Genomic DNA, 25581 nt, shown 5'->3' with positions numbered 1-25581 from the left:
TTAAATGCGTGTTAGGGTCTTCCCTAAATAGCCAAATAGTACTGTTAAAATCGGGCTCAATAAACAGAAGAACGCAAATGGTAAATAAGCAATCGTTGGTACATCAAGCACGGTCGTGATGAAAATACCTGCTACACTCCATGGTACAAGAGGATTAATGACGGTCCCGGCGTCTTCCATGACACGGCTCAAGTTTTTATTTGCCAGTCCAACCTTTTCGTAGCTGGATTGGAAGGCTTGGCCCGTCAATAGGATAGATAAATACTGTTCACCGATTAAAACGTTGATGCCGATTGCAGTAAGCGCAGAAGTCAAAATTACTGATGACACTTTACGTAGCGCACTTTCAATTTTTGCAAGCAAGCACTGTACAATACCTAACGTAAATAGCATGCCGCCCATACTAAGTGCAAGCAACACAAGCGAAATCGTGAACATCATACCTTCCATTCCATCACTGCGAGATAATAATTCATCCACGACTGCGACGCCTGTGGACCCTTCATAGCCACTAAATAAAATACTCAAAACTTCGGAAGCGCCATAAAATGTATGGATATATGCAACGATAATGGCGGATAATGCACTGACAGCCAGCGTCAGGATAGCTGGGACTTTAACGAATGTCAAAATGATCAGCACAGCGACAGGAACTAACGTATACCAATGTATCAAGTTTGTACCGATTAGTGCATCACTGTATTTTTCAATTGTCGAAAAATCGCTAGACGTCACATTGGGTGATAACACACCAAATAAGATAAGTGAGATGAAGAACGCGGGAAATGTTGTCCATCCCATATTGCGTATATGTTCAAATAAGTCTACGCCAACAATCGAAGAGGCTAAGTTGGTTGTATCAGACAACGGTGACATCTTATCGCCAAAAAATGCGCCCGAGACAATCGCACCTGCCGCAATAGGCAAAGAAAGCTCTAAAATATGTGCCATACTAATGAACGCTACACCAATCGTAGCAACAGTTGTCAATGAACTACCGACCGATAAGCCGATAATTGCTGTGACGATGAATACGATGGCGTAGAAAAACGTTGGCGTAATGATTTGGAGTCCAGCATAGATCAAGGTAGGAATCGTTCCGCCCATCATCCAGCTACTCACGAGAACTCCGATAAAGAAGAACAAAAACACCGCGCTCATTCCAGAACTTGCACCTTCAACTAACCCACGTTCCAACTCTTTGTATGAAATCTTCTTCCATAATCCATAGCCAAATAATAAAAGAATAGCAAATAAAATGGGTACATGTGGTACAGAATCAAATACGATGATGCTGGCACTGATCATCGCCACAATTAGCACGGTCAGTATGACTGATGCTTTAACGGTTGGCGTATGAATCGCCTTAATTGGGAACATACTTATGACCTCCTGTAAATATAGAAAAACTCCTGTCATCCCCTTAAAGGACGAAGGAGTATCTGATCAGTCTCCTGCAGTTGCGAATAAAAGTATAGAAGACATAGATTCATTATATAATAGATCGCTCTGTACATGTATAGAAAGTTATCGTTTTGAATTTTATCATGTCAGAAAGATTTGTCAATAGAGGAATGGACCGATTACTCGCACGCTGAACAGGGTAAAGCATATAGAAAGTATTCGAAAAGGAAGTGATTATTCATGCAGGAAAGTAGACCAATGCCAAAATTAGAAAGGAAAAATCAGACAGCTAGTATGATTCGTGAAGGTTATCAGTTTTTAGGTAATCGCAGAAGAGGGTTGCAATCCAATATATTTGAAGCACATATACTTGGAGAAAAAGTCATTTGCCTGTCGGGAGAACAAGCTGCAGCACTCTTTTATGATACGGAGAAGTTTATTCGAAAAGGAGCCATGCCAAAGCGCTTCCAAGAAACGTTAACAGGTGAAGGTGGCGTGCAATCACTCGACGGGGTCGCGCATCGCCATCGTAAAGAAGCTTTTATGTCGCTTATGTCTGCGGAAAAAATCAACCAGTTGAAAGAAATGTTGAAAGATCAATGGGAGCGGAAGTTAAATGATTTTGAAAAACAACAGGAAGTAAATGTTTATAGCGAAGCGCAGGAATTACTTCTTCGCTTAGCTTGTCAATGGGCAGGCGTCCCGTTAAAAGAAAAAGAAGTGCAAGAGAAAAAGGAAGCGATCATTCAGCTTTTCGAATCACCGGTGACACTTGGTTATAAGCAGTGGAAGGCGAAGAAGGCACGACAGGAGTTGGAGACATGGATCGGTGGTCTTATTAAATCGGTTCGAAAAGGTGACTTGATTCCTTTTGAAGGCACGGCTATGAAAGTTTTTGCCTTTCATCGAGATGAACAGGACGAGTTGCTGAATGAAAAAATAGCAGCTGTAGAAGTATTGAACATCATTCGCCCAATTGTGGCGATCTCTATTTATATTGCATTTGAAGTACACGCGATGATTCAGCATCCCGAACATCAAAAGAGATTGGCTTCAGAAGATGAAAAAGATTTGCAAGACTTCGTTCAGGAAGTACGCAGACTCTATCCTTTTTTCCCGTTTAACGCTGCACGCGTGAAAGAAGACTTTAAATGGGAAGGCTATGCGTTCAAAAAAGGGACGCTAACGATGCTTGATTTCTATGGAACGAATCATGATCCTACCATATGGAATAATCCCGAAGTGTTTGATCCGACGCGATTCAAGGATGAACCAATTACCCCATACAATCTCATTCCACAAGGTGGTGGAGAATTCATACTTAACCACCGCTGTGCTGGAGAGTGGGTGACAATCGAAGTGATGAAAGTGAGCTTGGATTACTTTGCGAATCGTATGACATTTGATGTGCCAAAACAGGATTTGAGCTACAGCCTTGTCAATATCCCAAGCATCCCGAAAAGTAAAATCATTTTAAAGAACGTGAGACGAAAAGACTGACAAGCAGTAGACTTTCTAAAAGAGTTCTACTTCTTGAGAGAGCTTTTTATATAAAGCTCTCTTGATGCGTTAAATGAATATTTTGTATGAAAGATCTAATTGACTTACCGGGGAACTCTTGAACACTTCCTACTATAATATGTTGCAACGAAGCTACAACATGTTTTTGCAGTAATGCATTCAACATATATCAAGAATGTAGTTATTTATAAAATGTTGAGGGTGCTATTAGGATATAACTTTATATAGAAAGGAATGAATACTTGTGACAACAACACAAGAAGTTGCTCCTCAGCCAGAGAAGCAGAAACGTAATCTGAAGGGGTTATGGATACTCTTGGCATTCGCTGTACTCATAACTATCGTTTTACTTCCCAACCCTGCAGATCTACCTGTAGTCGGTCAAAGATCACTGGCCATCTTAGCATTCGCTGTGATCTTATGGGTGACTGAAGCCGTACCGTATCCTGTCAGCGCAGCCATGATTCTTGGGTTAGCTGCGGTACTGCTCGGCCTCGCGCCGAACATGGAAAATCCTGAAGAATTGTTAGGAACGAAAAACGCCTTAAGAATGGCATTGGCCGGATTCTCAAGTCCTGCAGTAGCACTAGTAGCGGCAGCATTGTTCCTCGCTACCGCCATGCAGACGACCAACTTACATAAACGGTTGGCGCTTTATATTCTATCGAAAGTAGGCGTCAAAACCGGAGCTATTATCTTTGGTTCCATCGTCGTATCGATCGTCTTGGCATTCTTCGTACCGAGTGCAACGGCACGTGCTGGAGCTGTCGTTCCGATCTTGCTTGGTATGGTCGCTGCATTCGGATTGCCGACAAACAGTCGATTAGGAGCTTTGCTCGTTATCACGGCCGTTCAATCCGTTTCGATCTGGAATGTTGGTATTAAAACGGGTGCTGCACAGAATATGGTCGCCCTTGGCTTTATTGAGAAGGAATTCGGTGTATCCGTCGCGTGGAGTTCTTGGTTCTTGTATGCAGCTCCATGGTCTATTCTCATGTCAATCGCTTTATTCTTCATCATGAAATTGGTTATTAAGCCCGAAACACAAGTAGTTGAAGGCGGTAAGGAATTGATTCAGGGCCAATTAAAAGAACTCGGCAAAATCAAAGCTTCCGAACTCCGCTTGATTGTCGTTGCAGTCACTTTACTCTTCTTATGGGCAACAGAAGAAAAACTGCACCCATTTGATACAACGACTGTCACTATTGTCGCTATTGCAATTTTACTCACACCAAAGATCGGTGTATTCGATTGGAAAACCGTTCAGCAAATGATTCCGTGGGGAACGATCGTCGTCTTCGCAGTAGGTATCTCAATGGGTACACTATTACTAGATACAACAGGTGCACAGTGGCTGTCTGATAAAGTGTTCGGCGCAATTGGTTTGGATACTATGCCGTTGCTCGCAACTATTGCTTTACTGTCACTGTTTAATATTTTAATTCACCTCGGGTTTGCGAGTGCGACGAGTTTGTCCTCGGCATTAATCCCGATATTTATCGCATTGGCAACGACGATTTCACTTGATGTCAATGAAGTCGGATTTGTTTTAATTCAGCAGTTCGTCATCAGTTTCGGGTTCTTGCTGCCTGTCAGTGCTCCGCAGAACATGTTGGCATATGGAACCGGTGCTTTCTCAGTGAAAGACTTCTTGAAGACAGGTGTCCCGCTTACGATTATTGGTTACTTGTTAATCTTACTCTTCAGTGCGACTTACTGGCAGTGGATTGGACTTCTATAAGACTAGATGTAATGAAAGCGGAGACCTTTATGGTCTCTGCTTTTCTACTGTAAGGAAAGGACCGCCACAAGAAGTGTAGACTTGTGGCGGTCCTTTATTTAGTATGCTTATGAACGAGTAGCTTCTGGAACAGGAAGATCGGTATCGTGTTCTACAGTTGCTGCATCCATCACTTCTGAGTCAATGGATTTCCCTAATATGTAATACTCCGTCTCATCTTGTGTCAGGCTATTGTAACGCTTGCGGATCACCGTATAGAAGATTACACCTACGACTGTCCAAGCGAGTAATAATAAGTAAGAGGGTGTTGTGAGTGCCGCTGGAGAGTTTGGCACAAGTAGTAATGCTAAGAATGATCCACTTGCAACCATACCCAGTAATGCTAAAAACTTTTTCAATGGTGCAATTTCACGTCCTATTTCCTCTTTGCCCCACGCTAGTACTTTAAATGCTGCGAGACATGTGAAGAAGTAGGCAACAGATACGCCCGTTGAAGACATATCAACGATCCATGTCAATGCTTGGCGACCAAACCATGGTGTCGGCAAAGTAATTAATGCCACGAACCAGATCCCCCACTTAGGTGTTTGGTTTGCCGTCATCTCACGGAAGAAGTTAGGTAATGCACGTGCACGCGCCATAGAAAATAATAGACGACTTGAGGACATGAAGAAACCGTTCAAACCAGTGAAGATTCCCATGACAATCGCTACTGCCATAATACCTAGTCCTCCGATTCCTAGTGCGGAACGAACAACTTCGCCTGTTGCCCATAAGTCACCGTTTCCGATGTTAGCCGTTGCAGGGTATGTCCAGCTAGTCAGGCCAATCATGATCGCATAGATTACGAAAGATGTGAAAAGAGAAGCTACAATTAGCATAGTTGCTTTACGAGGGGAAAAGTTGAATTCTTCTGCAGCTTGCGGCACATTATCGAATCCGACGTATGCCCATGGTGCAATTGCCAATACTACAAGTATAGAAGTAATAATTGACTGATTCCCTTTGAACAATGGCTGCAAATTGGCAAGCGGTTGTTCGGCTCCAGCGAATGTGAAGATACCGAGTACTATGACACCGGCAACAAGCAAGACGCTGAAATAAAATTGAATCTGACCTGAAATACTTGTGCCTGTCGTGTTAATAAATGCGAATGCTAAAATCAGCAAACTGGCAACGATGATTTCAGGTATGTATACGTCCCATCCTGCGACGCTATATAGAAACCCTTGTTTCATAAATCCGGGAGCTAAAAATTTCAGTAATAAAGTGAGTGCAGAAGCATTTAATGCGACGATCGATATATAACCGAGTGACAAGAACCAGCCGCAAATAAACGCCCATACTTTCCCTGCCGCCACAAAAGCGTATGTAAATCCGCCCCCGGAAACCGGAAACTTCTTGATCATTACACCATAACTGGAGGCGATGATCATCATCACGAGTGCGCCAATTCCTAATCCAATGACTGCGCCTAGTGGTCCGGAAGATTGAATCCAATCCCCTGGTAAGATGAACGCTCCCCAACCGACAGATGAGCCGAGTGCGATAGCAAACACCCATGATGGCTTTAATGTTTTATTTAATTTCCTTCGTGCATTCTCAGATCCTTGATCCATGTGATCCAACCCCTAAGTTAGTAGTATAGCGATTGTATGCCCCTTCTTTAGGGAATTAAAACGTGTTAGGCATCATATTATTATTTTACTTTCGTAAGACAGAAGTATTTAGTTTTGCCAACGAATTCTGTATAGTGTAATAACGTATGATGCAAGCTTTACATGTTGACAGAGTCTACTCAATCTTTTATGATTCTAAACAACAAATACTTATAAGAATAGTGGGGTTTTATAGATGAAGAAAGTACTTCTACCATTTATGATCGTTTTATTGGCTGCTGTTTTGGTAGCATGTGGTGGTAAAGAAGAAAGTAAGCCCAATGATTCCGCTGAAAAACCGGCAGAGCAAGACGGTCTGCTAGAAGAAGTTCTCGCAAACGGTGTGCTCAATGTAGGAACGGAAGGAACATACGCACCTTTCTCTTTTCACGATGAATCTGGAAAGCTCACAGGCTATGATGTGGAAGTTACACAAGAAGTTGCGAAACGTTTAGGCGTGGAAGCAAAGTTTTTTGAAACACAGTGGGATGCTGTTTTTGCAGGTTTAGATGCGAAACGATTTGACATGATTGCCAATCAAGTTGGTGTAAATGAAGAGCGCAAAGCAAAGTATGAATTCTCTCAAGCCTATACGCACTCGAACTCTGTCTTGGTCGTTCGTGAAGACGCGGATATTGCGTTTGATGGAATGGAAGGAAAGAAAGCTGCGCAGACATTGACAAGTAACTATGGCGAACTAGCAAAAGCTAATGGTGCGGAAATCATCAAAATCGACGGATTCAACCAAGGAGTCGACTTAGTCGTTTCAAAACGAGTAGATGGCACGTATAATGATAAACTTTCTGCACTTGATTACTTAAAACAAAAACCTGATGCGCCGATTAAAGTTGTTGAGGAAGAAGAAATCTCTGAAGAGAATCAATCAGAGAGCGCCTTTTTATTCAGACAAGGCAATGAAGACTTAATAGAAGAAGTAAACAAAGCGTTGGATGCGATGCGTGAAGATGGTACATTGAAGACGATCTCCGAAAAATGGTTCGGCGAAGATGTATCTTAATACGATTGCACTAAGTCCCGAACGTATACAAAGATTCCAAGAAATCGCATCAACATCTATCGGGCCATTGATTGAAGGGGCTATTAAGTATACCATCCCCTTGGCAATCATCGCATTTAGTATTGGATTGATCATTGCAATCTTTACGGCATTAGCGAGAATTTCATCTAATAAATTATTGCGAGCAATAGCGCGGGTGTATGTATCAATTATCCGAGGAACGCCTTTGCTTGTACAATTATTTATCATATTCTACGGGTTGCCGACAATTGGCATCACCATTGATCCCTTCCCGTCGGCCATCATAGGCTTTTCATTGAATGTCGGTGCCTATGCCTCGGAAATCATTCGAGCAGCTATACTGTCCATTCCTAAAGGACAGTGGGAAGCAGCATATTCTATCGGTATGAATTACTTGCAGGCATTGCGGAAGATTGTTTTGCCGCAAGCTGCTAGAGTTTCCGTACCACCGCTTTCGAATTCCTTTATTGGACTGGTGAAAGATACGTCGCTTGCAGCTACTATTTTAGTAGCTGAGACATTTAGGCGGGCGCAAGAAATTGCCTCTATGAACTATGAGTTTTTATTCGTCTATATTATGGCGGCTCTAGTATATTGGGTAATTTGTTTCATCTTGTCGATCATCCAAGGTAGAATTGAAATACGCCTGGATCGAGTTGTCGGTAAGTCAGGGGGATTATCATGATTTCTATACAAGGACTGAAAAAGTCTTTCGGATCGCAAGAAGTAATAAAAAATGTAGACTTGGAAATCGAGCAGGGAAAAGTGGTCGTGATTATCGGTCCTTCAGGTTCTGGTAAATCTACGTTGTTACGTTGTCTGAATGTGCTCGAAACACCGAATGGTGGCGTGCTGTCTATAGATGGACAGAAGCTAGACTTTAATACATCGGTCTCGAAAAAATCTATCAGTGCATTTCGTCGTTTGACAGGAATGGTATTTCAGAGCTATAACCTGTTTCCGCACCTGACAACGACAGGTAATGTGACGGAAGGACTCACTACAGTCAAAGGGCTATCGCATAAAGAAGCCGTGAAGAAGGCTGAACTGCTACTAGATAAAGTAGGATTGGCTGATCATAAGGACAAGCATCCCTTCCAACTTTCAGGCGGTCAGCAACAGCGTGTTGCAATTGCACGAGCACTTGCGATGGATCCGAAAGTCATGTTGTTTGATGAGCCGACATCCGCTCTCGACCCTGAACTTGTCGGTGAAGTACTTCGAGTCATGAAGGACTTAGCACATGAAGGGATGACGATGGCTGTCGTAACACATGAAATGAGGTTCGCTAAGGAAGTGGCCGATGAGGTAATCTTTATAGATGATGGTGTCATTGTAGAACGCGGTGCACCAGCTGAGATCTTCAACCATCCAAAGCATGAGCGAACTAAGAAATTTTTGAGTTTATTACAAGTATAGATAGACAAAACGCTTGGCACATAAGATGCCAAGCGTTTTTCTGTGTTGATATAAGTGGAAATTAGCGTTTTCGCTCATTAATTTGTATAAGTGACATAGTTCATGCTTAACCGCTCAAAGCAACCGAGCAACCGCTCTAACACTCTCCGTAAGCGCTCAATCATCTTGCTTAAGCGCTCATAGTTCGTCCTTATCCGCTCAAAGCAACCTCACAACCGCTCTAACAATCTCCGTGAGCGCTCAAACAGCTTGCTCAAGCGCTCATAGTTCGTCTTTAACCGCTCAAAGCAACCTCACAACCGCTCTAACAATCTCTATGAGCGCTCAAACACCTGGCTCAACCGCTCATAGCGACGTCGTAACCGCTCAATCTCAACAACCCAAACTACATACTTCCCATTCAGTCCGGATGCCAACGATATGTATCGAGTGAGACACGGTCGTTTGCGTTGAATTGAACACCTTCCGCGAGCAATCGCTCACGTTGTGTCTCGCCGTTACCTTCTGCGTTTTCCGGAGTCGAGATTCCACCTTGTGCATTGATGATACGATGCCAAGGCAATTCATATTTAGCACTCATCGAATGTAAAATACGTGAAATTTGTCTTGCGCCGCGAGGATTTCCTGCTTCCGCAGCTACTTGTCCATAGGTCATCACACGACCTGGAGGAATGGCTTGAATGATTGCCACGGCTTGTTCTGTAAATTTTTCCATAGTGGTGCAACCTCCTTTTTTGTAAAGTCTAGCATAGATTATCGAGACGTGTTATGCCATTATTCAGACGATATTGAATGCCAATATGGTATTATTTATGTACAGATAGAAAGGAGAATGTATATGAGCTCCAATACACTAGAGTTTGCAAAAGTACTAGATCAGCAAGATTCATTTGCGCCTTACAGAGAGGAATTTTATTTACCGCTAGAGAAAATCTATATGGATGGAAATTCACTTGGATTATTATCGAAGCGTGCAGAAACGAAGTTATTCGAACTGGTAGACACATGGAAAACACTTGCAATCGATGGCTGGACGGAAGGAATGCATCCGTGGTATTACATGGCAGAACAAATAGGGGATAGAATGGCACCATTAGTTGGCGGGAAGAAATCTGAAGTGATTGCAACAGGTTCTACTACGACCAATTTACATCAAATGGTTTCCACATTTTATCGACCTTTGGGAAAACGAACGAAATTACTAGCGGATGAATTGAATTTCCCGTCAGATATATATGCGTTGCAAAGTCAGATTCGTGTACAGGGGCTTGATCCGGAAGAGCATCTGATACGTGTGAAAAGTGAAGATGGACTTACGCTTGATGAAAAGCGAATCATTGAGGCAATGACGGAAGACGTCGCGTTAATTGTACTGCCGTCAGTTCTATATCGCAGTGGTCAGGTGCTAGACATGAAAACGCTTACGCAAGCCGCAAAAGAAAGAGATATCATAATTGGATTCGATTTATCACATTCGGTTGGATCCGTACCACATGCACTTCATGAATGGGACGTAGATTTCGCTTTTTGGTGTACATATAAACACTTGAATGGCGGACCTGGTTCCGTTGGTGGTTTATTCGTCAATGAACGACATTTCGGTAAAAAGGCAGGTCTTGCAGGATGGTTTGGCTCTGATAAAACCAAGCAATTTGATATGAATCATACGATGACAGCTGCAACAGATGCAGGCGCATACCAAATCGGCACGCCGCATATATTGAGCCTGGCTCCGCTACTCGGTTCACTCGAAATGTTCGAGGAACTTGGAATGGAGAGAATCCGTGAGAAGTCATTGAAACTCACAAGCTTTATGTTGAGTTGTATAGATAATGAATTGGGTGAGTATTCATTTGGTATCGGGAACCCGCTGGACGATTCACGTGGGGGCCACTTATTACTGCAGCACAAGGAAGCCGCAAGAATATGTCAAGCATTGAAAGCACAAGGTGTCGTTCCGGACTTCCGTGCGCCTGACGGTATTCGTTTAGCACCTGTTGCACTGTATAATTCATTTGAAGACGTCTGGCAAACGGTACAAATTCTCAAAAAGATTATGCAAGAAGATGTTTATAAACAATTTTCGAATGAACGCGGGGTGGTGGCATGACGAAACAATGGATCGATATTACACAACCATTGAATCAGCGTATTGCGGAGTGGCCTGGGGATACACCGTTTGCCTATGAAGTAGCCGTATCGAAAGAGCAGTCCGGTTCGGTAAACATAGGTAAATTAACGATGAGTACGCATATCGGCACACATACGGATGCCCCTTTTCATTATGATGATGGTGGATTAAAAATCTTGGATTTACCAGTGGATTTGTATATAGGCAAAGCTTGTTTAGTAGACGTGACAGGAGTTAGCTGTGTGACACGGGCAGATTTGGAAGCATTTGATTTCGACGGTGCAGAACGACTTTTAGTGAAAACGGGAAGTCACCCAACTCCAACGAAATTTCCTGAGAACTTCACTGTCATTGGGGAAGATGTCGGGCCACTGTTGAAGGAGCGAGGTGTACGCCTAATCGGCGTAGATACACCATCCGTTGATTCGGAGACTAGCAAAGATCTACTTGGTCATCATTCGTTATATCGCAATGATGTGATTATCATCGAGAATTTAGTATTACATTCATTGGAAGTGGGGAATTATGAGTTGATTGCATTGCCTTTAGCATTGGAAGATGCGGATGGAAGTCCTGTCCGTGCAGTCGTCAGGAGGTTACAGTCATGAAGGAAAAAGGGATTCATACCGATTTTAGGGATTCGATGACGTACAGCGAGTATTTGCATTTAGATCAGGTACTATCGAGCCAGAAGCGTCTATCGGGACATCATGACGAAATGCTTTTTATCATTATTCATCAAGTAAATGAACTATGGATGAAGCTGATTTTACATGAGCTAGAAACAGCGATCGAATTGATTCAGCAAGGTGAATTGCCCGAAGCGTTCAAAATGTTAGCTCGCGTCTCAAAGGTTCAGACTCAGATTATTCAGGCATGGGATGTCTTGGCTACATTGACGCCTGCCGAGTACATGGAGTTTCGCGATAGTTTAGGAAAGGCTTCAGGATTCCAATCCTATCAAAATCGTTTGATTGAGTTTGCTTTAGGTTATAAACAACCACAAATTATTAAAATCTATGAAAAGGATAACGAGCTGTCAAAGAGGTTGGCGAAAGCGTATGAGGCACCGGGAATTTATGATGTAGCCATTCAAGCTTTGGCACGTGCAGGTTTTGATATCAAGGCAGACTTACTCACACGTGATTTTTCAATTACTTATAAAGGAGATCCGAGTGTAGCGGCTGCATGGCTTGAAGTGTATCGGGATGTAGATCGATATTGGGATTTATATCAATTAGCGGAAAAGCTAGTCGATATCGAAGACAGTCATCAGCAATGGCGCTTTAGGCATATGAAAACAGTGGAGCGTATTATCGGCTTTAAGCAAGGCACAGGTGGCTCTTCGGGTGTTCACTATCTAAAATCTGTACTTGATCATCGCTTCTTTCCGGAACTCTGGGATGTCCGAACTAAAATTTGACAAACTGGCAAGCTAGCAACTATCATTAAATTTACAATAATCTGAAAAGAGAGGTGGTATGTATAATGACCAAGAAGTCGATTAGCTATGTTGTGATGGCATTTGCCTTAGTAGTTCAAATTGCAGTCATGCCGTTACAAGCGTCTGCTGCAGATCCTGAAAAAGCACCTACGTGGATATCTCCTATTAATTATTTAGCGCTAGGGGATTCGTTAGCAGCTGGTGTCACACCAAATAACGAACTCGGTAAAGGCTATACAGACTTTTTAGCGGAGGAACTGGCTAAAAGTGAAGATTTGCAGGCCAGCAATAAAGGATTTTCATACCCAGGCTATAAAACGGATGATGTCTTGAGGGATTTTGAGATGGACGTCACGAAGCCGATCGTAGGGATCGGACATTCCGACAAAACAGCTACTCTTCATCAATCTGTGAAAGAAGCACATCTCATTACGTTAACAATCGGTGCAAATGACGTGTTGCCAAAGTTTACGTTTGATGACAAAGGTACACCGCAATTCAACTCGGAAGAATTACAGGCGGCTATTATGAAAGTCGGGATGAATACGCAAAAAATATTGGATAAAATATATCAACTGAATCCGAATGCACAAGTATATATAATGGGCTATTACAATCCATTCCCTTACTTGAGTCCACAGAATCAACCATTAGTAAATCAGCTTGTCGTAACGTTAAATGATGCGATTAAACAAGGCATGACAGGCACTACGGCACAGTTTGTAGACACATCAAAGCAAATCGCTGAAGATCCTTATACGTACTTGCCTAATCCTGAAAATATTCATTTAAGTCAAGCAGGCTACAAAGTAGTCATGGAGGCTTTCCGCAAATCATTGATGGAGAACTATTCATGGTTTGCAAAAGATGTGCTTACTGTCACAGCCAAAGATTCGACTACAGTAGAACTCAACTGGAAACCGGTCATTGATACGGGAATGGTCTCCATGTATCAAGTCTATACTGGTGATAAAATGGTAGGCGAAGTGATGTCACCTGTCTTATCATATGAAATTACAGATCTCGAGCCGAATAAAGAGTATCATTTCTCTGTTCACGCCGTTAATCAGAATGGCAAAAAGAGCATGCAACACTTGAATACTAAATACACAATAGATCAAGAGCCGGTTGAGCCAACAGTGATGTTTACAGATATCACAAATCATTGGGCTAAAGATGTAATTGAAGTGGCAGCAATGAAAGGTATTGTTAGTGGCTATGCAGATCACACTTTCCGACCGGACACGTCACTCACACGTGCACAAGCCATGTCAATCATCGTTCGCGCGCTGGATTTAAAATCTAAAAGCACGAAATCGGCATTTACTGATTTAGCAGACTACGCGGACAGCACGAAGAGGGATATTCAAGCTGCTTATGACTATGGTTTAGTAAGTGGAGTGAATGGTCACTTCATGCCAAACAAGCCTATCACTCGTGCGCAGTTAGCATTAGTATTGAGTCGAACGTATGAAATAGCAACTGGAAAGCCATTCACGCCAACAGTAGCAGCACCGTTTACAGATATTAAGAAGTTCTCAAAAGACACGCAGTGGGCAATAGCAGGTCTTTACCAAATGAATATTGCAACAGGGGATAATGGCAAGTTCATGCCAAACGATTCCACAACGCGAGCACATGCTGCAAAGATGATCGTGCATTCAATGGAAGCCATTGCACAATAATAAAGTAAACATCAAAAGGCAAGCCTCACATTGAGGTTTGCCTTTTGATGTTGTTCAATTGTAGATAACGATACTTGTTAAACGTTGACCAACGGTGTGGTTTATGCAAATTTCTTACGTGGCGTTTTCTTATCCACCACAGCGGCACCCACAATATCCCCCATGACATTGGAAGCGGTACCCGCCATACCAATTAATGCATCAACTCCGGCGATCAGAGCGACAATCTCCAGCGGTAATCCGAACATAGTAAGTACTGCAGATAGCGTAACCAATCCGGCAGCAGGAACACCAGCTGTTCCAATAGAAAGTAAGGTTCCAATTGCGATGATGACGATAAAATCTACAGCAGATAAGTTCAAGTTCGTGATATTCGCTGCGAAGACAAGGGAAATACCCATGCGCAATGCGCCGCCGTCGGAATTGAAGACTGCGCCGAGTGGTAAAGCGAAGTTCGCTGTATTCTCGGAGACACCCGCTTTTTTAGCAGATTCAATTGCAATGGGCAACGTAGCAATACTACTAGAAGTGAAGAATGCAGTTGTATAGGCATCTTTTGTATTACGATAAAAAGGCAATACTGGATTACCAAAAAACTTCAAGAATCCGCTATAGACAAATAACCAGAGGATTAAAACGCCAAGATAGAATACACCGACGAATGATAGTAATCCAAGTAATGTTTCCCATCCTTGCTCACCAAAAGCAGTGGCACTGATTGCGAAAACTCCAATGGGTGCATATAATAACACGCCTTCAAGAATTTTATAGAACATCGTATTTAATGCGTTAAAGAAACGATCAAGAAAATCGCCCATTTCAACGAGTTTCGTATCTTTGGAAAATTTCATGGAAGACATGGCCATGCCGATGATGATTGCGACGAATAGAATGGCCATCAGATCACCAGATGTGAAGGCTTCGAAGATATTCTTTGGTACAATTTGTAATAAAATTTCTGAAAATCCAGGTGCATGTGGAGGTTCCACTACTGCGTCAGTAGGTAAAGTTAAATGTCTACCTGGCTTGAGCCACATGGCCAATGAGAGTCCGATTAAAACGGCGGCCGCTGTAGTTGCCGTATAATAGAGTATTAACTTACCACCCATTTTCCCAAGTTGGGCTAAGTTCATTTGATTAACAGCTAATACAACTGTCAGGAAGATGACAGGAATGGCGATCAGGCTGAGCAAATTTAATAATAATGTTCCAAATGGTTTCAGGAAAGTAGTGTATTCGTTAAAAAAGATTCCAAGTAAGGTGCCCGCAATAAATCCAATCGTAATTTTAGCGACAAAAGGTGTGTTCTTATACTTATTCCAAATGGGTATCACTCTCCTGTTCGTTCCTTATTCCCGCAGCTAGTGAATTACGGTGTGAGAATATTATTTCATCATATCATATCTGTACAAATAGATTGCGTTAAGTACCTTGCTATTGCTTTACTTTCCGTAAAAAAAGATTTAAAATAAAATAAATGGTTAGCTAGACTAACTAAACAAATAAGAGGTGTAAATTTTATGCAGCAAACACAACAGTTTTTCCCGGAATATGTTCAACTCTATCGTCCATTGTTAAATCGATTAAATAATTTGTTGGCACCGTATCAATTATTTCACTCACAATGGGGAATACTAAAGTTGTTATGGTTAGATGGTGAAATGACATCAGCAGAAATTGCTTTACGTAGACAAGTGGAAAAGCCGAGTGTCACTAAAATTGTCCAGCGTCTATTGGAAATGGGTTTAGTGAGCATTCGGCCAGGAACAGATCGCAGAGAGAAATGGATAGGATTGACCGAACAAGGACAAGCTACAGTAGTAAATGTTATGGCTGACTTGGAAGTATTTTATGACAATTTACTTGAAGGTGCTACAGTGGAAGATCTAGAAGCAGGAATTCGTGTGTTAAAAATAGCAAATAAAAATCTTCATAAATAAGAGAGTGGTTGAATGAATAATAGCAAAATTTGGACAAAGGACTTTATTGTTACATCAGTCATTAACTTCTTTTTAATGTTAGTCATGTATTTACTTATAGTTACGATTGCGCCTTACGCAGTGAAGGAGTATGGCGTATCAACAAGTGTTGCAGGTCTTGTGTCAGGTATTTTCATCATTGGAACATTAATTGCACGCCTTGCTGTAGGTGGGTTAATAGAAAAAGTCGGCAGCCGAAATATCCTATTGATTGGATTATTGGTCACTGTATTGGCATCCGTTTTTTATTTTGGCGCAGTAAACTTACCGTTATTAATGGCGAACCGATTCTTCCATGGTGTTGGACTTGGCATTTCTTCTACCGCGACAGGTACAATGGTAGCTCAAATGCTTCCACCTTCACGTAGAGGTGAAGGCATTGGGTATTTCAGTTTAAGTACAGTTCTCGCTACAGCGATTGGACCATTTTTCGGTATTTTCTTAAGTCAGCACTATCATTTCAATATACTCTTTATGTTTTGTCTGGTACTCAGTATTAGTTGTGCGGCCATGTTCTTTTTCGTTGAGAGAAAGCCAACAGTCCTGCCTAAAAAGAATGTACAGACGACAACAAAGAAATTCGGAGTTCACGGATTATTAGAAGTGCGGGCATTACCGATTGCGTTTGTGACGTTGTTAGCAGCTATCGCTTATTCTGGTGTGCTATCATTCATTTCGTTCTACGCTGAGGAAATCAACTTGGTAAGTGCAGCCAGCTTCTTCTTTTTAGTATACGCCATTGCTGTACTGCTCTCGAGACCATATACCGGTAGGTTATTGGATGTAAAGGGTAATAAGTTTGTTGTTTATCCTTCGTTGTTATTATTTGCAGCTGGATTATTGTTGTTAAGTGGGGCAAATGCAGGTTGGATGCTACTTCTAGCGGGCGGTGTTCTTGGGCTCGGGTTTGGTAACTTCCAATCATCTGCACAAGCGATTGCGTTGCAAGGTGTGAAACCTGAGCGTTTAGGTGTTGCTACGTCAACGTTCTTTATTTTCTTAGACTTTGGTTTCGGCTTTGGCCCGTATGTACTCGGTTTACTTGTACCGATCATCGGCTATCAGCATCTGTATTTGGTTCTTATGGTTATAGTGCTGTTCGCGCTCGGCTTTTTCATGTTATTCAGTCGGACGCGCCAACGTCTTATTGTAGAATAAGAGTGATAAACTATGCAAAAAGACACTACCGTTCTGTATGTAGTGTCTTTTCATATGCGTGTTAAACAATTTCGACCATTACGTTTGGAAGCATACTGGGCATCATCAGCTCTGCCATAAATATGGCTCGATTGATCGCCTTTGCGGAAATTCGTGATGCCCATACTGACGGTTATCCCGATGCTATTCCATTCAGACTTTTCTATATAGCATCGAAGTTCTTCTGCTCTTTCACAGTTCTTTTGATGATTGGGATCATCAAATAGTACCGCAAATTCTTCTCCGCCAATCCGTGCTACTAAGTGTGGAGAATAAATTTTGTACTTCAACTTGCGAGCTACTTCTCTCAACACATCATCACCTACTAAATGGCCATGTGTATCATTCACAGTTTTGAAATGGTCGATATCAAACATTAATAAAGAGAATGAACGCGTCATAAAGAGTTCTGCACGATTGATCGCAGCATCTAAATTTCTCCGGAATACACGACGATTATAGAGTCCTGTCAATTCATCCCGCGTAGCTAGTTCTTGAAGTTCTCCATTCAAATCCTGAAGTTGCTGTTGCTTGTATTCCACTTCTTCAAGCAATCCGAGTAATTTATTGTACGCTTCATCCGTCTGTTGTTGAATTTTCTCTGCTTCTTTTTTTGATTTTAGTAACTGGTTCTCATATTCATCACGTACTGTAATCGGAACTACAATACCTTCATATAATCCATTGCGTTTACTGACATTCATCAATACAGGGAGGGTACGATTAACTACTTTAAAGTTTAAATACATTTCCCGTATTTCTTGGTGCATAGAAATAGACGGCACGAAGTAGGTTTGGAAATAAACTTTAGATGGGACTGTTAGTACGTCATGCATATGTCGCGGCATTTTGTCTAGACGTAATATCTCTCGCATCGTCTTATTCATTTCAACAAACTCCCATTCACTTGTTAAGACGAAATATCCGCAAGGCAATAAGTCCATCTGCTCATCCATGATTTATACGCTCCTGTCCTCTTCGATAAAACGTGTAATCTCATCAATTGTTTCTGTAGGATGACTGATATGTGGATTATGTCCTTTTGCTTTCATGATGACCAGTTCACTGTCCGAAATGTGCTCCTTTATATAGTGTCCTACTTCCATAGGTACGATAGAGTCTTCGGTCGGTTGTAAAATAAGTGTTCTCGTGGGAACCTTAGGTAATTCCTCACGAACATCTGACATGAATGTTGCTTCTGCAAAGCGGCGTGCAATGCCAGGATCATTCGTACACAACATAGACTCGAACTCTTCAGATAGATGTGGTCGATCTTCATTTTTCATCGCTATGGGTGCTAAGTATTTCGTGAACTCTTTATAGTTCATCTCCATCATATCGAGTAATTCATCAATATCTTCACGTTCAAATCCACCATGGTAATCGGTTTCATTTAAGTAATGGGGGGAAGGGCCGATCATGATTAGCTTTTCCATTAAGTCAGGTCTTTGGATAGAAGCGAGCACACCAATCATTCCACTTACTGAGTGACCAACATAGATAATATCTTTTAGTTCTAGCGCCTCACATACCTCGATTACGTCTTGTGCATAGCCAGGCAATGATGCATAGCGCTCTGCTGAGTAGGCTGTCTTATCACTTTGACCAGAGCCTACGTAATCAAATGTCACAATCCGATACTGCTTTTCAAATGCGGGAACGACGTGATTCCATACCGTTTGATCACAGCCAAAACCGTGTGCAAAAACTATGGTTTGTTCACCAGAACCTGTTATATGTACAGCGTTTCTTTTTTTTATATCTATTGTCATAAACTCAATTCCCCTCTTCTGAACACCACATAAATTATTACAATTGTAGCATAGAAAAAAGATCCGTTTATAATACTTGGGCGATAAAATAAAAAACACCTGTGAGTATTCTCACAAGTGTAATATCTTAGTTTGTGAAGTTATCGAAATATCCTTGAATAAAGACAATAGGTGTACCTTTGTCACCACTACCTGAAGTCAGGTCGGATAATGAACCGATTAAATCTGTTAGCTTACGAGGAGTTGTTCCTTGTGAAGCCATGGATCCCATTAAATTAGTATCTTTATTCTCAATAAAATTAGAAACAGCATTCTTTAATTCCTCTCCGCGCAATTCAGAGAAATCATTATCAGCTAAGTATTTTAGCTTTACTTCATTTGGGATGCCATCAAGTCCATCTGTATAAGCGGGGGATACGACTGGATCGGCCAGTTCCCAAATCTTACCTACAGGGTCTTTGAACGCGCCATCTCCGTAGATCATCACTTCTATATGTTTGCCCGTTTCTTTTTTCAACATGGCCTGAATGTTATCTACTATAGGCTGACAGCTATGAGGAAACAGTTTGATGCTGTCTTCTTGGGCTTTGTTCGCGCCAAGTAAGCCGAACTGTTCGTTGTAGCCACTGCCATCGATAGAAGTTGCCAAAATGTCATCCAAACCATAAATTTTTTCGGCACCGTTTGCTTCTAAAATACGCTTTGTTCTGAAACGTGTATGGATATCGCAAGTCAGTACAGTTTTCGTATAATCTAAAATCGTTCTCGCATTATTGGAGAAAATGACCTCATGCTCTACACCGAACTCGTCCATCAATGATTTATAATATTCAATATAATCAACGCCTGTGAATGGGTGTTTGTTCTCGCCGAAGTGTTCGCGGAACTCAACTTCAGTCAATACATCAGTCCAAGGGTTAACTCCCTTTTCATCTAGACGATCCAGTTCAACTAAGTGGTTACCGACTTCATCGGAAGGATAGCTAAGCATTAAAACGATTTTCTTCGCGCCTTTTGCGACACCGCGTAAGCAGTTTCCAAAACGGTTACGACTAAGAATAGGGAAAATGACACCGATTGTATCATCACCGAATTTCGCTTCGATATCTTTTGCGATATCATCAATTGTTGCATAGTTTCCTTGAGCACGCGCTACAATTGATTCCGTGATGGATACGATATCTTTATCTTGAAATGTAATATTCTCTTTTTCTGAAGCTTCTAATACACTATCTACTACGATTTGATCAATATTGTCACCTTCATTTATAATCGGGCAACGTAATCCTCTAACAACCGTTCCTACAACTCTTCCCAAAACAATCGCTCCTTAGTGAAACTCAATTTGATCACTCTTCTTTGTATTATAACGTTCATTTATGGTATAAGTAAAATTAATATACTTAATAGGGGATATAAGGAGGGGTTATATGTCAATCAACTTAGAGTGGTATAAAGTCTTCCGAACAGTTGTTCATAATGAAAGTTTCTCAAAAGCCGCTCGAAGTTTATTTATGACACAGCCTGCCGTTAGTCAAATAATATCGCAGTTGGAAGGAGCTTTGGACACACGTCTGTTTAATCGTACATCCAAAGGGGTGACATTGACCGATGAAGGCTCCTTGCTATACGAGTATGCCAATTCGGCACTGAATTTAATCGAGGCAGGCAATGAAAAGTTACAGGAGTTGAAGAATCTATCATCAGGTGAATTGAAAATAGGTGTAGGGGATACGATTTCCCGTTATTATCTGCTACCTTACCTGGAAGCTTTCCATACAAGTTTTCCGGGCATCCGATTCAAAATTACAAATGGCACAACTTTAGAGCTAATCGCTGCGCTGAAATCAGGCGAAGTGGATATTGCCATTTGTAACTTTCCAATTGAAGATGATTCGTTGGAGAAGCATGCGTGTTTCGACGTACAAGACACGTTCGTATACGGAGAACGATTTCGAAAACTTTTCTTGAAACCCGTGCCTCTGCAGGAGCTTGCAAGATTACCGTTAATTTTATTGGAGTCGAAATCCAATTCACGTCAGTATGTAGAAGACTTTCTATTGAAGGAAGGTGTAAAGATTTACCCTGAATTTGAACTAGGTTCTCATGAGTTGTTGTTGGAATTTGCCCAAATCAATTTGGGCATTGCATGTGTGGTCAAGGAGTTTTCGGAAGAGTACTTGGAACGTGGCATGCTGCAGGAAGTAGAGTTTTTAAAACCCATACCTAAGCGCAGCATCGGTGTGTGCTATTTAAAAGGAGTGTCGCTATCACCAGCGGCTTCGAAGTTTATAGGGATATTGGAGAAGAATTAGATAGGCCGACAGCAATTTTGGGGTGCATATACCCATTGGGAAAATGTGCTCCAAACGCTTTGCTTATGTTCAAATCCCAACAGAGCAACTGGGGGATAATTAGGGTTGTATATTATAATTAGAGTATTATTCAATTTTGACTTAAATCTATAGTTGAACATAAATAGGTTTAAAAGCAACAATAATTCATGCATTATCGTCAGTAAGTGATCTGATTTCTACCACTATAAAGGCAGGGATTGAAGCGGAAGCTGGAGCTTCAATTCGCTCGCACTCATTCATTCACTCTCCATTCATTCGAGTTTATGAGACTTAAACTTAAAACTACCCATAAAAAAGGCTGACGCAAGAAGTGGATCTTCTTGCGTCAGCCTTGGTTTGATTATGCGTAAATATTACGATCCCAGAAGCGGTGGTGTGCAACAGCCTCTACCCATTGCTCGCCTTCACCTGAAACCTTCAAATCCATCAAAATGCCAGGACCTGGTTTTACTTTGGTCTTCTCCATCAACCCTTCAGCTGCTGGAGCAGAGCCGATCGGTTTGAAATGCATATACGCTTCATTGACGAAGTCAGCAACATCGGCATCGAACTTCTGTTGTTGCTTCGCTTGTCCACCTACAACATACAACGCATCGTATAGGACGGAGTGAACTGTCAACAATGTTTCGTCTACATCAACTGTAGCCCCATTCTTACCCGTCAGCTTGCCGAACTTCTCGCTCACAATATTAACCGTCATACCTGCATCCAATGAAGCCTTCAAGAATGGTTCAAGCGCTTCATCGTCGAACTGGTCCGCGATTAACACAGCTACTGTACGCGTATCGGGCACTTTTGCCGTGTTCTCCTGACTGAGGGCAGGGGATGACTTAGATTCGCTAGACTGTGTGACATCTGTTGGTGCCTCGACACCGACTGCGTCAGCGACTTGAGTCGCCATATTCATATCGACATTAGCAAACATATCCACTGCTTGTTTTCTTACATTCATATCATTCACTTTTCCAATTTCAAAGCTAAACGCTGCAATAATATGCTCTTTCTCTGCGTCAGACATACTGTTCCAGAATAGACGGGCCTGTGAGAAGTGGTCTTTGAACGAATCACTTCGGGCTTGTACTTTGCGGCCTTCTACCTTCTCTTGGTAATGTACGTAGCCGCCATCTTCCTCGGGAGCCGTGTCCGGTTTATTGTTGGATAATGAATTGTTATGATAGTGAGTTTGTCCGACGTTGATGGTCTGTCTGCCGTATCCGTCACGCTGGTTATTGTGGAACGGACAGACCGGTCGGTTAATAGGCAACTCATGGAAGTTAGGTCCGCCCAGACGGATTAATTGTGTATCTGTATAGGAGAACAATCTTCCTTGCAATAGTGGATCATTCGAGAAATCAATTCCGGGTACCACGCTGCCTGGGTGGAATGCAACTTGCTCCATTTCAGCAAATACATTGTCTACGTTGCGATTTAAAGTCATTTTCCCAATGATTTTTACCGGAATATCTTCTTCAGGCCATAGCTTAGTAGGATCTAAAATATCAAAATCAAATTTAAATTCATCTTTTTCCTCTAGTAATTGTACGCCAAGTTCAAATTCCACGAAGTTTCCGTTTTCAATCGACTCCCATAAATCACGACGGTGGAAATCAGGATCTTTTCCGTTAATTTTCTGCGCTTCATCCCAAACTAAGGAGTGGGCACCGAGCTTTGGTTTCCAATGGAATTTCACAAAGTGCGCTTCACCTTGGTCGTTTACAAAGCGATACGTGTGTACACCGAACCCTTCCATCATACGGAAGCTCCTTGGAATAGCACGGTCGGACATTTGCCACATGACCATATGTGCAGATTCTTGATTGTTCGCAACAAAGTCCCAGAATGTATCATGTGCAGATGCAGCCTGTGGCATTTCGTTATGTGGCTCAGGCTTCACAGCATGTATTAAGTCAGGAAATTTAATAGCATCTTGAATAAAGAATACCGGTATATTATTTCCTACTAGGTCATAGTTACCTTCTTGTGTATAAAACTTCACGGCAAAACCTCGTGCATCACGTACGGTTTCAGCAGAACCTTTACTACCTGCTACACTAGAGAATCTGGTGAATACAGGAGTTTTGGTGCCTGGCTCCTGTAAAAATCCTGCTTTTGTATATTTCTTCATGGACTCATACACTTCGAATTCGCCATGCGCTGCAAAGCCCCGTGCGTGAACTACCCGCTCTGGAATTCGTTCATGGTCAAAGTGCGTCATTTTCTCTCGGAAATGGAAATCCTCCATTAGCGTTGGACCGCGTGTTCCTGCTTTTAGTGAATGTTCATCTTCTGAAATCTTCAATCCTTGATTTGTTGTCATAGAATGTTCGTAGTCACGCGCGCGGAATGTCTCCAATTGTTTATTTTTACTCTCTTCGTTTACTTGATGATCTTTCTTCACATAAAATCCTCCCATCGAAAATAGTAGTCTGCTTTTCTTATTCCCCAATTGTGTAGGGATAAACAGAACATTATATTCGTCCGGAACGTAAGATGGAAAATAGCAGGTAAATAAACATTAGAGTTGCGATGACCGCACCGACTTCAATGAGCGGCAACTTTAAGAAGAGCGCGGTTTGTCCGGCAATGGCAGAACCGATAATTAGGCCGACCATTAGAATACTGAATGCCAACAACACGATACTTAAAGAAAGGCGGTTAGCGATTTTATCAAGTCGGCGGAAAATAATGTTTGTTTGCTTCAAGCCGACGTCTAATTCCACTTTCCCTTTTTGTATGGTTTTGATAGCTTTTTTCATATCGTTAGGTAATTCGGACAGAATTTCGGCATTCTTAACAAAAGTATGCCAGCCATTCTCCAGTAAGTAGCGTGGATCGAATTGTTTAAACACCATCTTTTTACCATACGGTTCGATGGCTTTCATAATACTGAATGAAGGATCCAATTTTCCGAGTACACCTTCGAGTGTCAGAATCACCTTTACAAGAATAGCAATTTCATTCGGTAAACGTATGCGGTGGCGATAAGCGATTGAGAAAATCTCCATAAATACATCGCCTAACCTTAAATCTGTAAGGGGTGTCTCATAATATTTTCGTTGAATAATCTGCAAATCACGATATAGAGCATCCGTTTTAGTATGCTCATGTAAAATATTCATAGCTTCGAATACATCGATTAATCGAGCAATATTTCCTTTTTGCAAGGCAACGAGCAATGAAATGAAATGATACGTCATTTCCTTACTCAGTTGACCGACCATACCGAAATCCAAATAATGAATAACGTTTCCAGGCGCAATGAAGATGTTACCAGGATGAGGATCACCGTGGAAAAAACCGTTTTCCATTACTTGAGACAGCATGGAATCTGCAATTCTTTCTGCAATCAACTTGCGGTCATATCTTTCGCGGTCCAGTTGTCCGATATTGCTCACTTTAATACCGGTGACCAGTCCTGTCGTTAGCACAACACGTGTAGTGTATTCATCGTAAACAACCGGAACTTGGATGGTAGGCTTTTTCGCAAATTGATGCGAGATTCGTTCTGCGTTACGGCCTTCTAGTTGATAGTCCAATTCTTCACGTAGAGAATGAGAGAACTCATAGATTAAATCTTTTATATGATACGCTTTCGCCCAGTCCATATTCTTCTCGAGAAATCCGGCCAAGTCGTGCAAGATAGCGAGGTCAGTATTCACTTGTTGTTGGATATTAGGGCGTTGGATTTTCACCGCTACGTGTTCACCGTTAGGCAACCGAGCTGTATGCACTTGACCTATAGAAGCTGATGCGAGTGGTTTTTCATTGAATTCTAAAAAGAGTTCTTCAATCGTTCCCCCTAATTGATACTCGATTATTTCCCTGACTACTTCAAATGGGAAAGACTCCACATGGTCTTGTAGTTTTTCAAGCTCTGAAGCGATTTCCTCTGGGACTAAATCGCGCCGGCCACTGGCAATTTGTCCAAGCTTAACGAAAGTTGGTCCGAGTTGTTCTAATGCAGTTCGTAATTTTTTACCGACATGATATAAATTCAAATCGATTTGTTCATCCGCAGAAGTAAACTTTCGATCCGTCAGTCCAAGACGAAATAAGACATGACTGAATCCATTTCTTAAAAAGACATTTATGATTTCCTGTGAACGTTGTGCATTTTTCATTCTTCGTTTTAACAAAAAGAACACCTCCGTATATCTCCTTTCTACAAAAGATACCATTGAATCCTTGTGATTAAACACTAAAAAGGTCTCCTTCTCTTTGTTGAAAAGAGAAA

General features: G+C 41.8%; 21 protein-coding genes. 12 read left to right on the top strand and 9 right to left on the bottom strand.

Annotation, left to right across the window (positions count from 1 at the left end):
• Positions 1-1419 (bottom strand): Na+/H+ antiporter NhaC, encoded by a 1419-nt coding sequence (gene nhaC, locus H605_RS0105890; protein ID WP_335695461.1) that lies wholly within the window; start codon positions 1417-1419, stop codon positions 1-3.
• Between the two features lie 243 nt (positions 1420-1662).
• Here nhaC and H605_RS0105885 point away from each other — a divergent pair, with 243 nt between their 5' ends.
• Together H605_RS0105885 and H605_RS0105880 are read left to right on the top strand one after the other, a co-directional pair.
• Entirely contained in the window at positions 1663-2904 is a 1242-nt protein-coding gene (locus H605_RS0105885) for a cytochrome P450 (protein WP_232321186.1), read from the top strand.
• Between the two features lie 316 nt (positions 2905-3220).
• Positions 3221-4666, top strand: a complete 1446-nt coding sequence (locus tag H605_RS0105880; protein ID WP_037561660.1) for a DASS family sodium-coupled anion symporter — start codon at positions 3221-3223, stop codon at positions 4664-4666.
• Between the two features lie 107 nt (positions 4667-4773).
• On the opposite strand, the gene H605_RS0105875 is transcribed toward H605_RS0105880, so the two are convergent.
• The gene (locus H605_RS0105875) at positions 4774-6285 is read right to left on the bottom strand and encodes an APC family permease (protein ID WP_029053372.1); all 1512 of its coding nucleotides are present in this window, start codon (positions 6283-6285) and stop codon (positions 4774-4776) included.
• A 235-nt stretch (positions 6286-6520) separates the two neighbouring features.
• Between H605_RS0105875 and H605_RS0105870 the strand changes: the two genes are divergently transcribed.
• From H605_RS0105870 to H605_RS0105860, 3 genes are read left to right on the top strand one after another with little or no spacing between them, the layout of a single operon-like run.
• On the top strand, positions 6521-7342 hold the full coding sequence (locus H605_RS0105870) for an amino acid ABC transporter substrate-binding protein (RefSeq protein ID WP_029053371.1): 822 nt from the start codon (positions 6521-6523) through the stop codon (positions 7340-7342).
• Positions 7332-8048 (top strand): amino acid ABC transporter permease, encoded by a 717-nt coding sequence (locus tag H605_RS0105865; RefSeq protein WP_029053370.1) that lies wholly within the window; start codon positions 7332-7334, stop codon positions 8046-8048. Before H605_RS0105870 ends, H605_RS0105865 begins: the two co-directional genes overlap by 11 nt.
• Positions 8045-8782 (top strand): amino acid ABC transporter ATP-binding protein, encoded by a 738-nt coding sequence (locus tag H605_RS0105860; RefSeq protein WP_029053369.1) that lies wholly within the window; start codon positions 8045-8047, stop codon positions 8780-8782. The genes H605_RS0105865 and H605_RS0105860 overlap by 4 nt, the downstream gene beginning before the upstream one ends.
• A gap of 400 nt (positions 8783-9182) precedes the next feature.
• Here the strand turns inward: H605_RS0105860 and H605_RS0105855 are convergent, their stop codons facing one another.
• Positions 9183-9497: an MGMT family protein gene (locus tag H605_RS0105855; protein ID WP_029053368.1), complete on the bottom strand. Its 315-nt coding sequence runs from the start codon at positions 9495-9497 to the stop codon at positions 9183-9185.
• Positions 9498-9620: 123 nt separating this feature from the next.
• Between H605_RS0105855 and kynU the strand changes: the two genes are divergently transcribed.
• From kynU to H605_RS0105835, 4 genes are all read left to right on the top strand, one after another.
• Positions 9621-10892 (top strand): kynureninase, encoded by a 1272-nt coding sequence (kynU, locus tag H605_RS0105850; protein ID WP_029053367.1) that lies wholly within the window; start codon positions 9621-9623, stop codon positions 10890-10892.
• Positions 10889-11521 (top strand): arylformamidase, encoded by a 633-nt coding sequence (gene kynB, locus H605_RS0105845; protein ID WP_029053366.1) that lies wholly within the window; start codon positions 10889-10891, stop codon positions 11519-11521. Before kynU ends, kynB begins: the two co-directional genes overlap by 4 nt.
• A complete protein-coding gene (gene kynA / locus H605_RS0105840) occupies positions 11518-12336 on the top strand; it encodes a tryptophan 2,3-dioxygenase (protein ID WP_029053365.1) in 819 nt (272 codons plus the stop codon). The genes kynB and kynA overlap by 4 nt, the downstream gene beginning before the upstream one ends.
• A 65-nt stretch (positions 12337-12401) precedes the next feature.
• Entirely contained in the window at positions 12402-14042 is a 1641-nt protein-coding gene (locus H605_RS0105835) for an S-layer homology domain-containing protein (RefSeq protein WP_037561643.1), read from the top strand.
• Positions 14043-14143: 101 nt separating this feature from the next.
• Here H605_RS0105835 and H605_RS0105830 read toward each other — a convergent pair whose 3' ends face one another.
• Positions 14144-15376: a dicarboxylate/amino acid:cation symporter gene (locus H605_RS0105830; RefSeq protein WP_232321187.1), complete on the bottom strand. Its 1233-nt coding sequence runs from the start codon at positions 15374-15376 to the stop codon at positions 14144-14146.
• A gap of 186 nt (positions 15377-15562) precedes the next feature.
• On the opposite strand from H605_RS0105830, the gene H605_RS0105825 reads away from it, so the two are divergent.
• Together H605_RS0105825 and H605_RS0105820 are read left to right on the top strand one after the other, a co-directional pair.
• Positions 15563-15982, top strand: coding sequence for a MarR family winged helix-turn-helix transcriptional regulator (locus H605_RS0105825; protein ID WP_029053362.1), 420 nt, complete (start codon positions 15563-15565; stop codon positions 15980-15982).
• Between the two features lie 12 nt (positions 15983-15994).
• On the top strand, positions 15995-17179 hold the full coding sequence (locus H605_RS0105820) for an MFS transporter (RefSeq protein WP_029053361.1): 1185 nt from the start codon (positions 15995-15997) through the stop codon (positions 17177-17179).
• A 50-nt stretch (positions 17180-17229) separates the two neighbouring features.
• Here the strand turns inward: H605_RS0105820 and H605_RS0105815 are convergent, their stop codons facing one another.
• The 3 genes from H605_RS0105815 to H605_RS0105805 form a co-directional block, all read right to left on the bottom strand.
• On the bottom strand, positions 17230-18174 hold the full coding sequence (locus H605_RS0105815) for a GGDEF domain-containing protein (protein ID WP_029053360.1): 945 nt from the start codon (positions 18172-18174) through the stop codon (positions 17230-17232).
• Positions 18175-18177: 3 nt separating this feature from the next.
• On the bottom strand, positions 18178-18990 hold the full coding sequence (locus H605_RS0105810; RefSeq protein ID WP_029053359.1) for an alpha/beta fold hydrolase: 813 nt from the start codon (positions 18988-18990) through the stop codon (positions 18178-18180).
• A gap of 127 nt (positions 18991-19117) precedes the next feature.
• Positions 19118-20308, bottom strand: a complete 1191-nt coding sequence (locus tag H605_RS0105805; protein ID WP_029053358.1) for a coenzyme F420-0:L-glutamate ligase — start codon at positions 20306-20308, stop codon at positions 19118-19120.
• A 112-nt stretch (positions 20309-20420) separates the two neighbouring features.
• Here H605_RS0105805 and H605_RS0105800 point away from each other — a divergent pair, with 112 nt between their 5' ends.
• Positions 20421-21305: a LysR family transcriptional regulator gene (locus H605_RS0105800; RefSeq protein WP_029053357.1), complete on the top strand. Its 885-nt coding sequence runs from the start codon at positions 20421-20423 to the stop codon at positions 21303-21305.
• 382 nt (positions 21306-21687) lie between these two features.
• Here the strand turns inward: H605_RS0105800 and H605_RS0105795 are convergent, their stop codons facing one another.
• Both H605_RS0105795 and H605_RS0105790 read right to left on the bottom strand, forming a co-directional pair.
• Positions 21688-23745, bottom strand: a complete 2058-nt coding sequence (locus H605_RS0105795) for a catalase (protein ID WP_029053356.1) — start codon at positions 23743-23745, stop codon at positions 21688-21690.
• A 70-nt stretch (positions 23746-23815) separates the two neighbouring features.
• Positions 23816-25492, bottom strand: a complete 1677-nt coding sequence (locus tag H605_RS0105790) for an ABC1 kinase family protein (protein ID WP_248681198.1) — start codon at positions 25490-25492, stop codon at positions 23816-23818.
• Positions 25493-25581 lie beyond the last annotated feature (89 nt).

The sequence above is a fragment of the Sporosarcina ureae DSM 2281 genome (assembly GCF_000425545.1).
In the GTDB taxonomy this organism is placed as follows: domain Bacteria; phylum Bacillota; class Bacilli; order Bacillales_A; family Planococcaceae; genus Sporosarcina; species Sporosarcina ureae.
The sequence above is the reverse complement of the archived record's forward strand: the minus strand, read 5'-3'. Positions and strand labels throughout refer to the sequence as shown.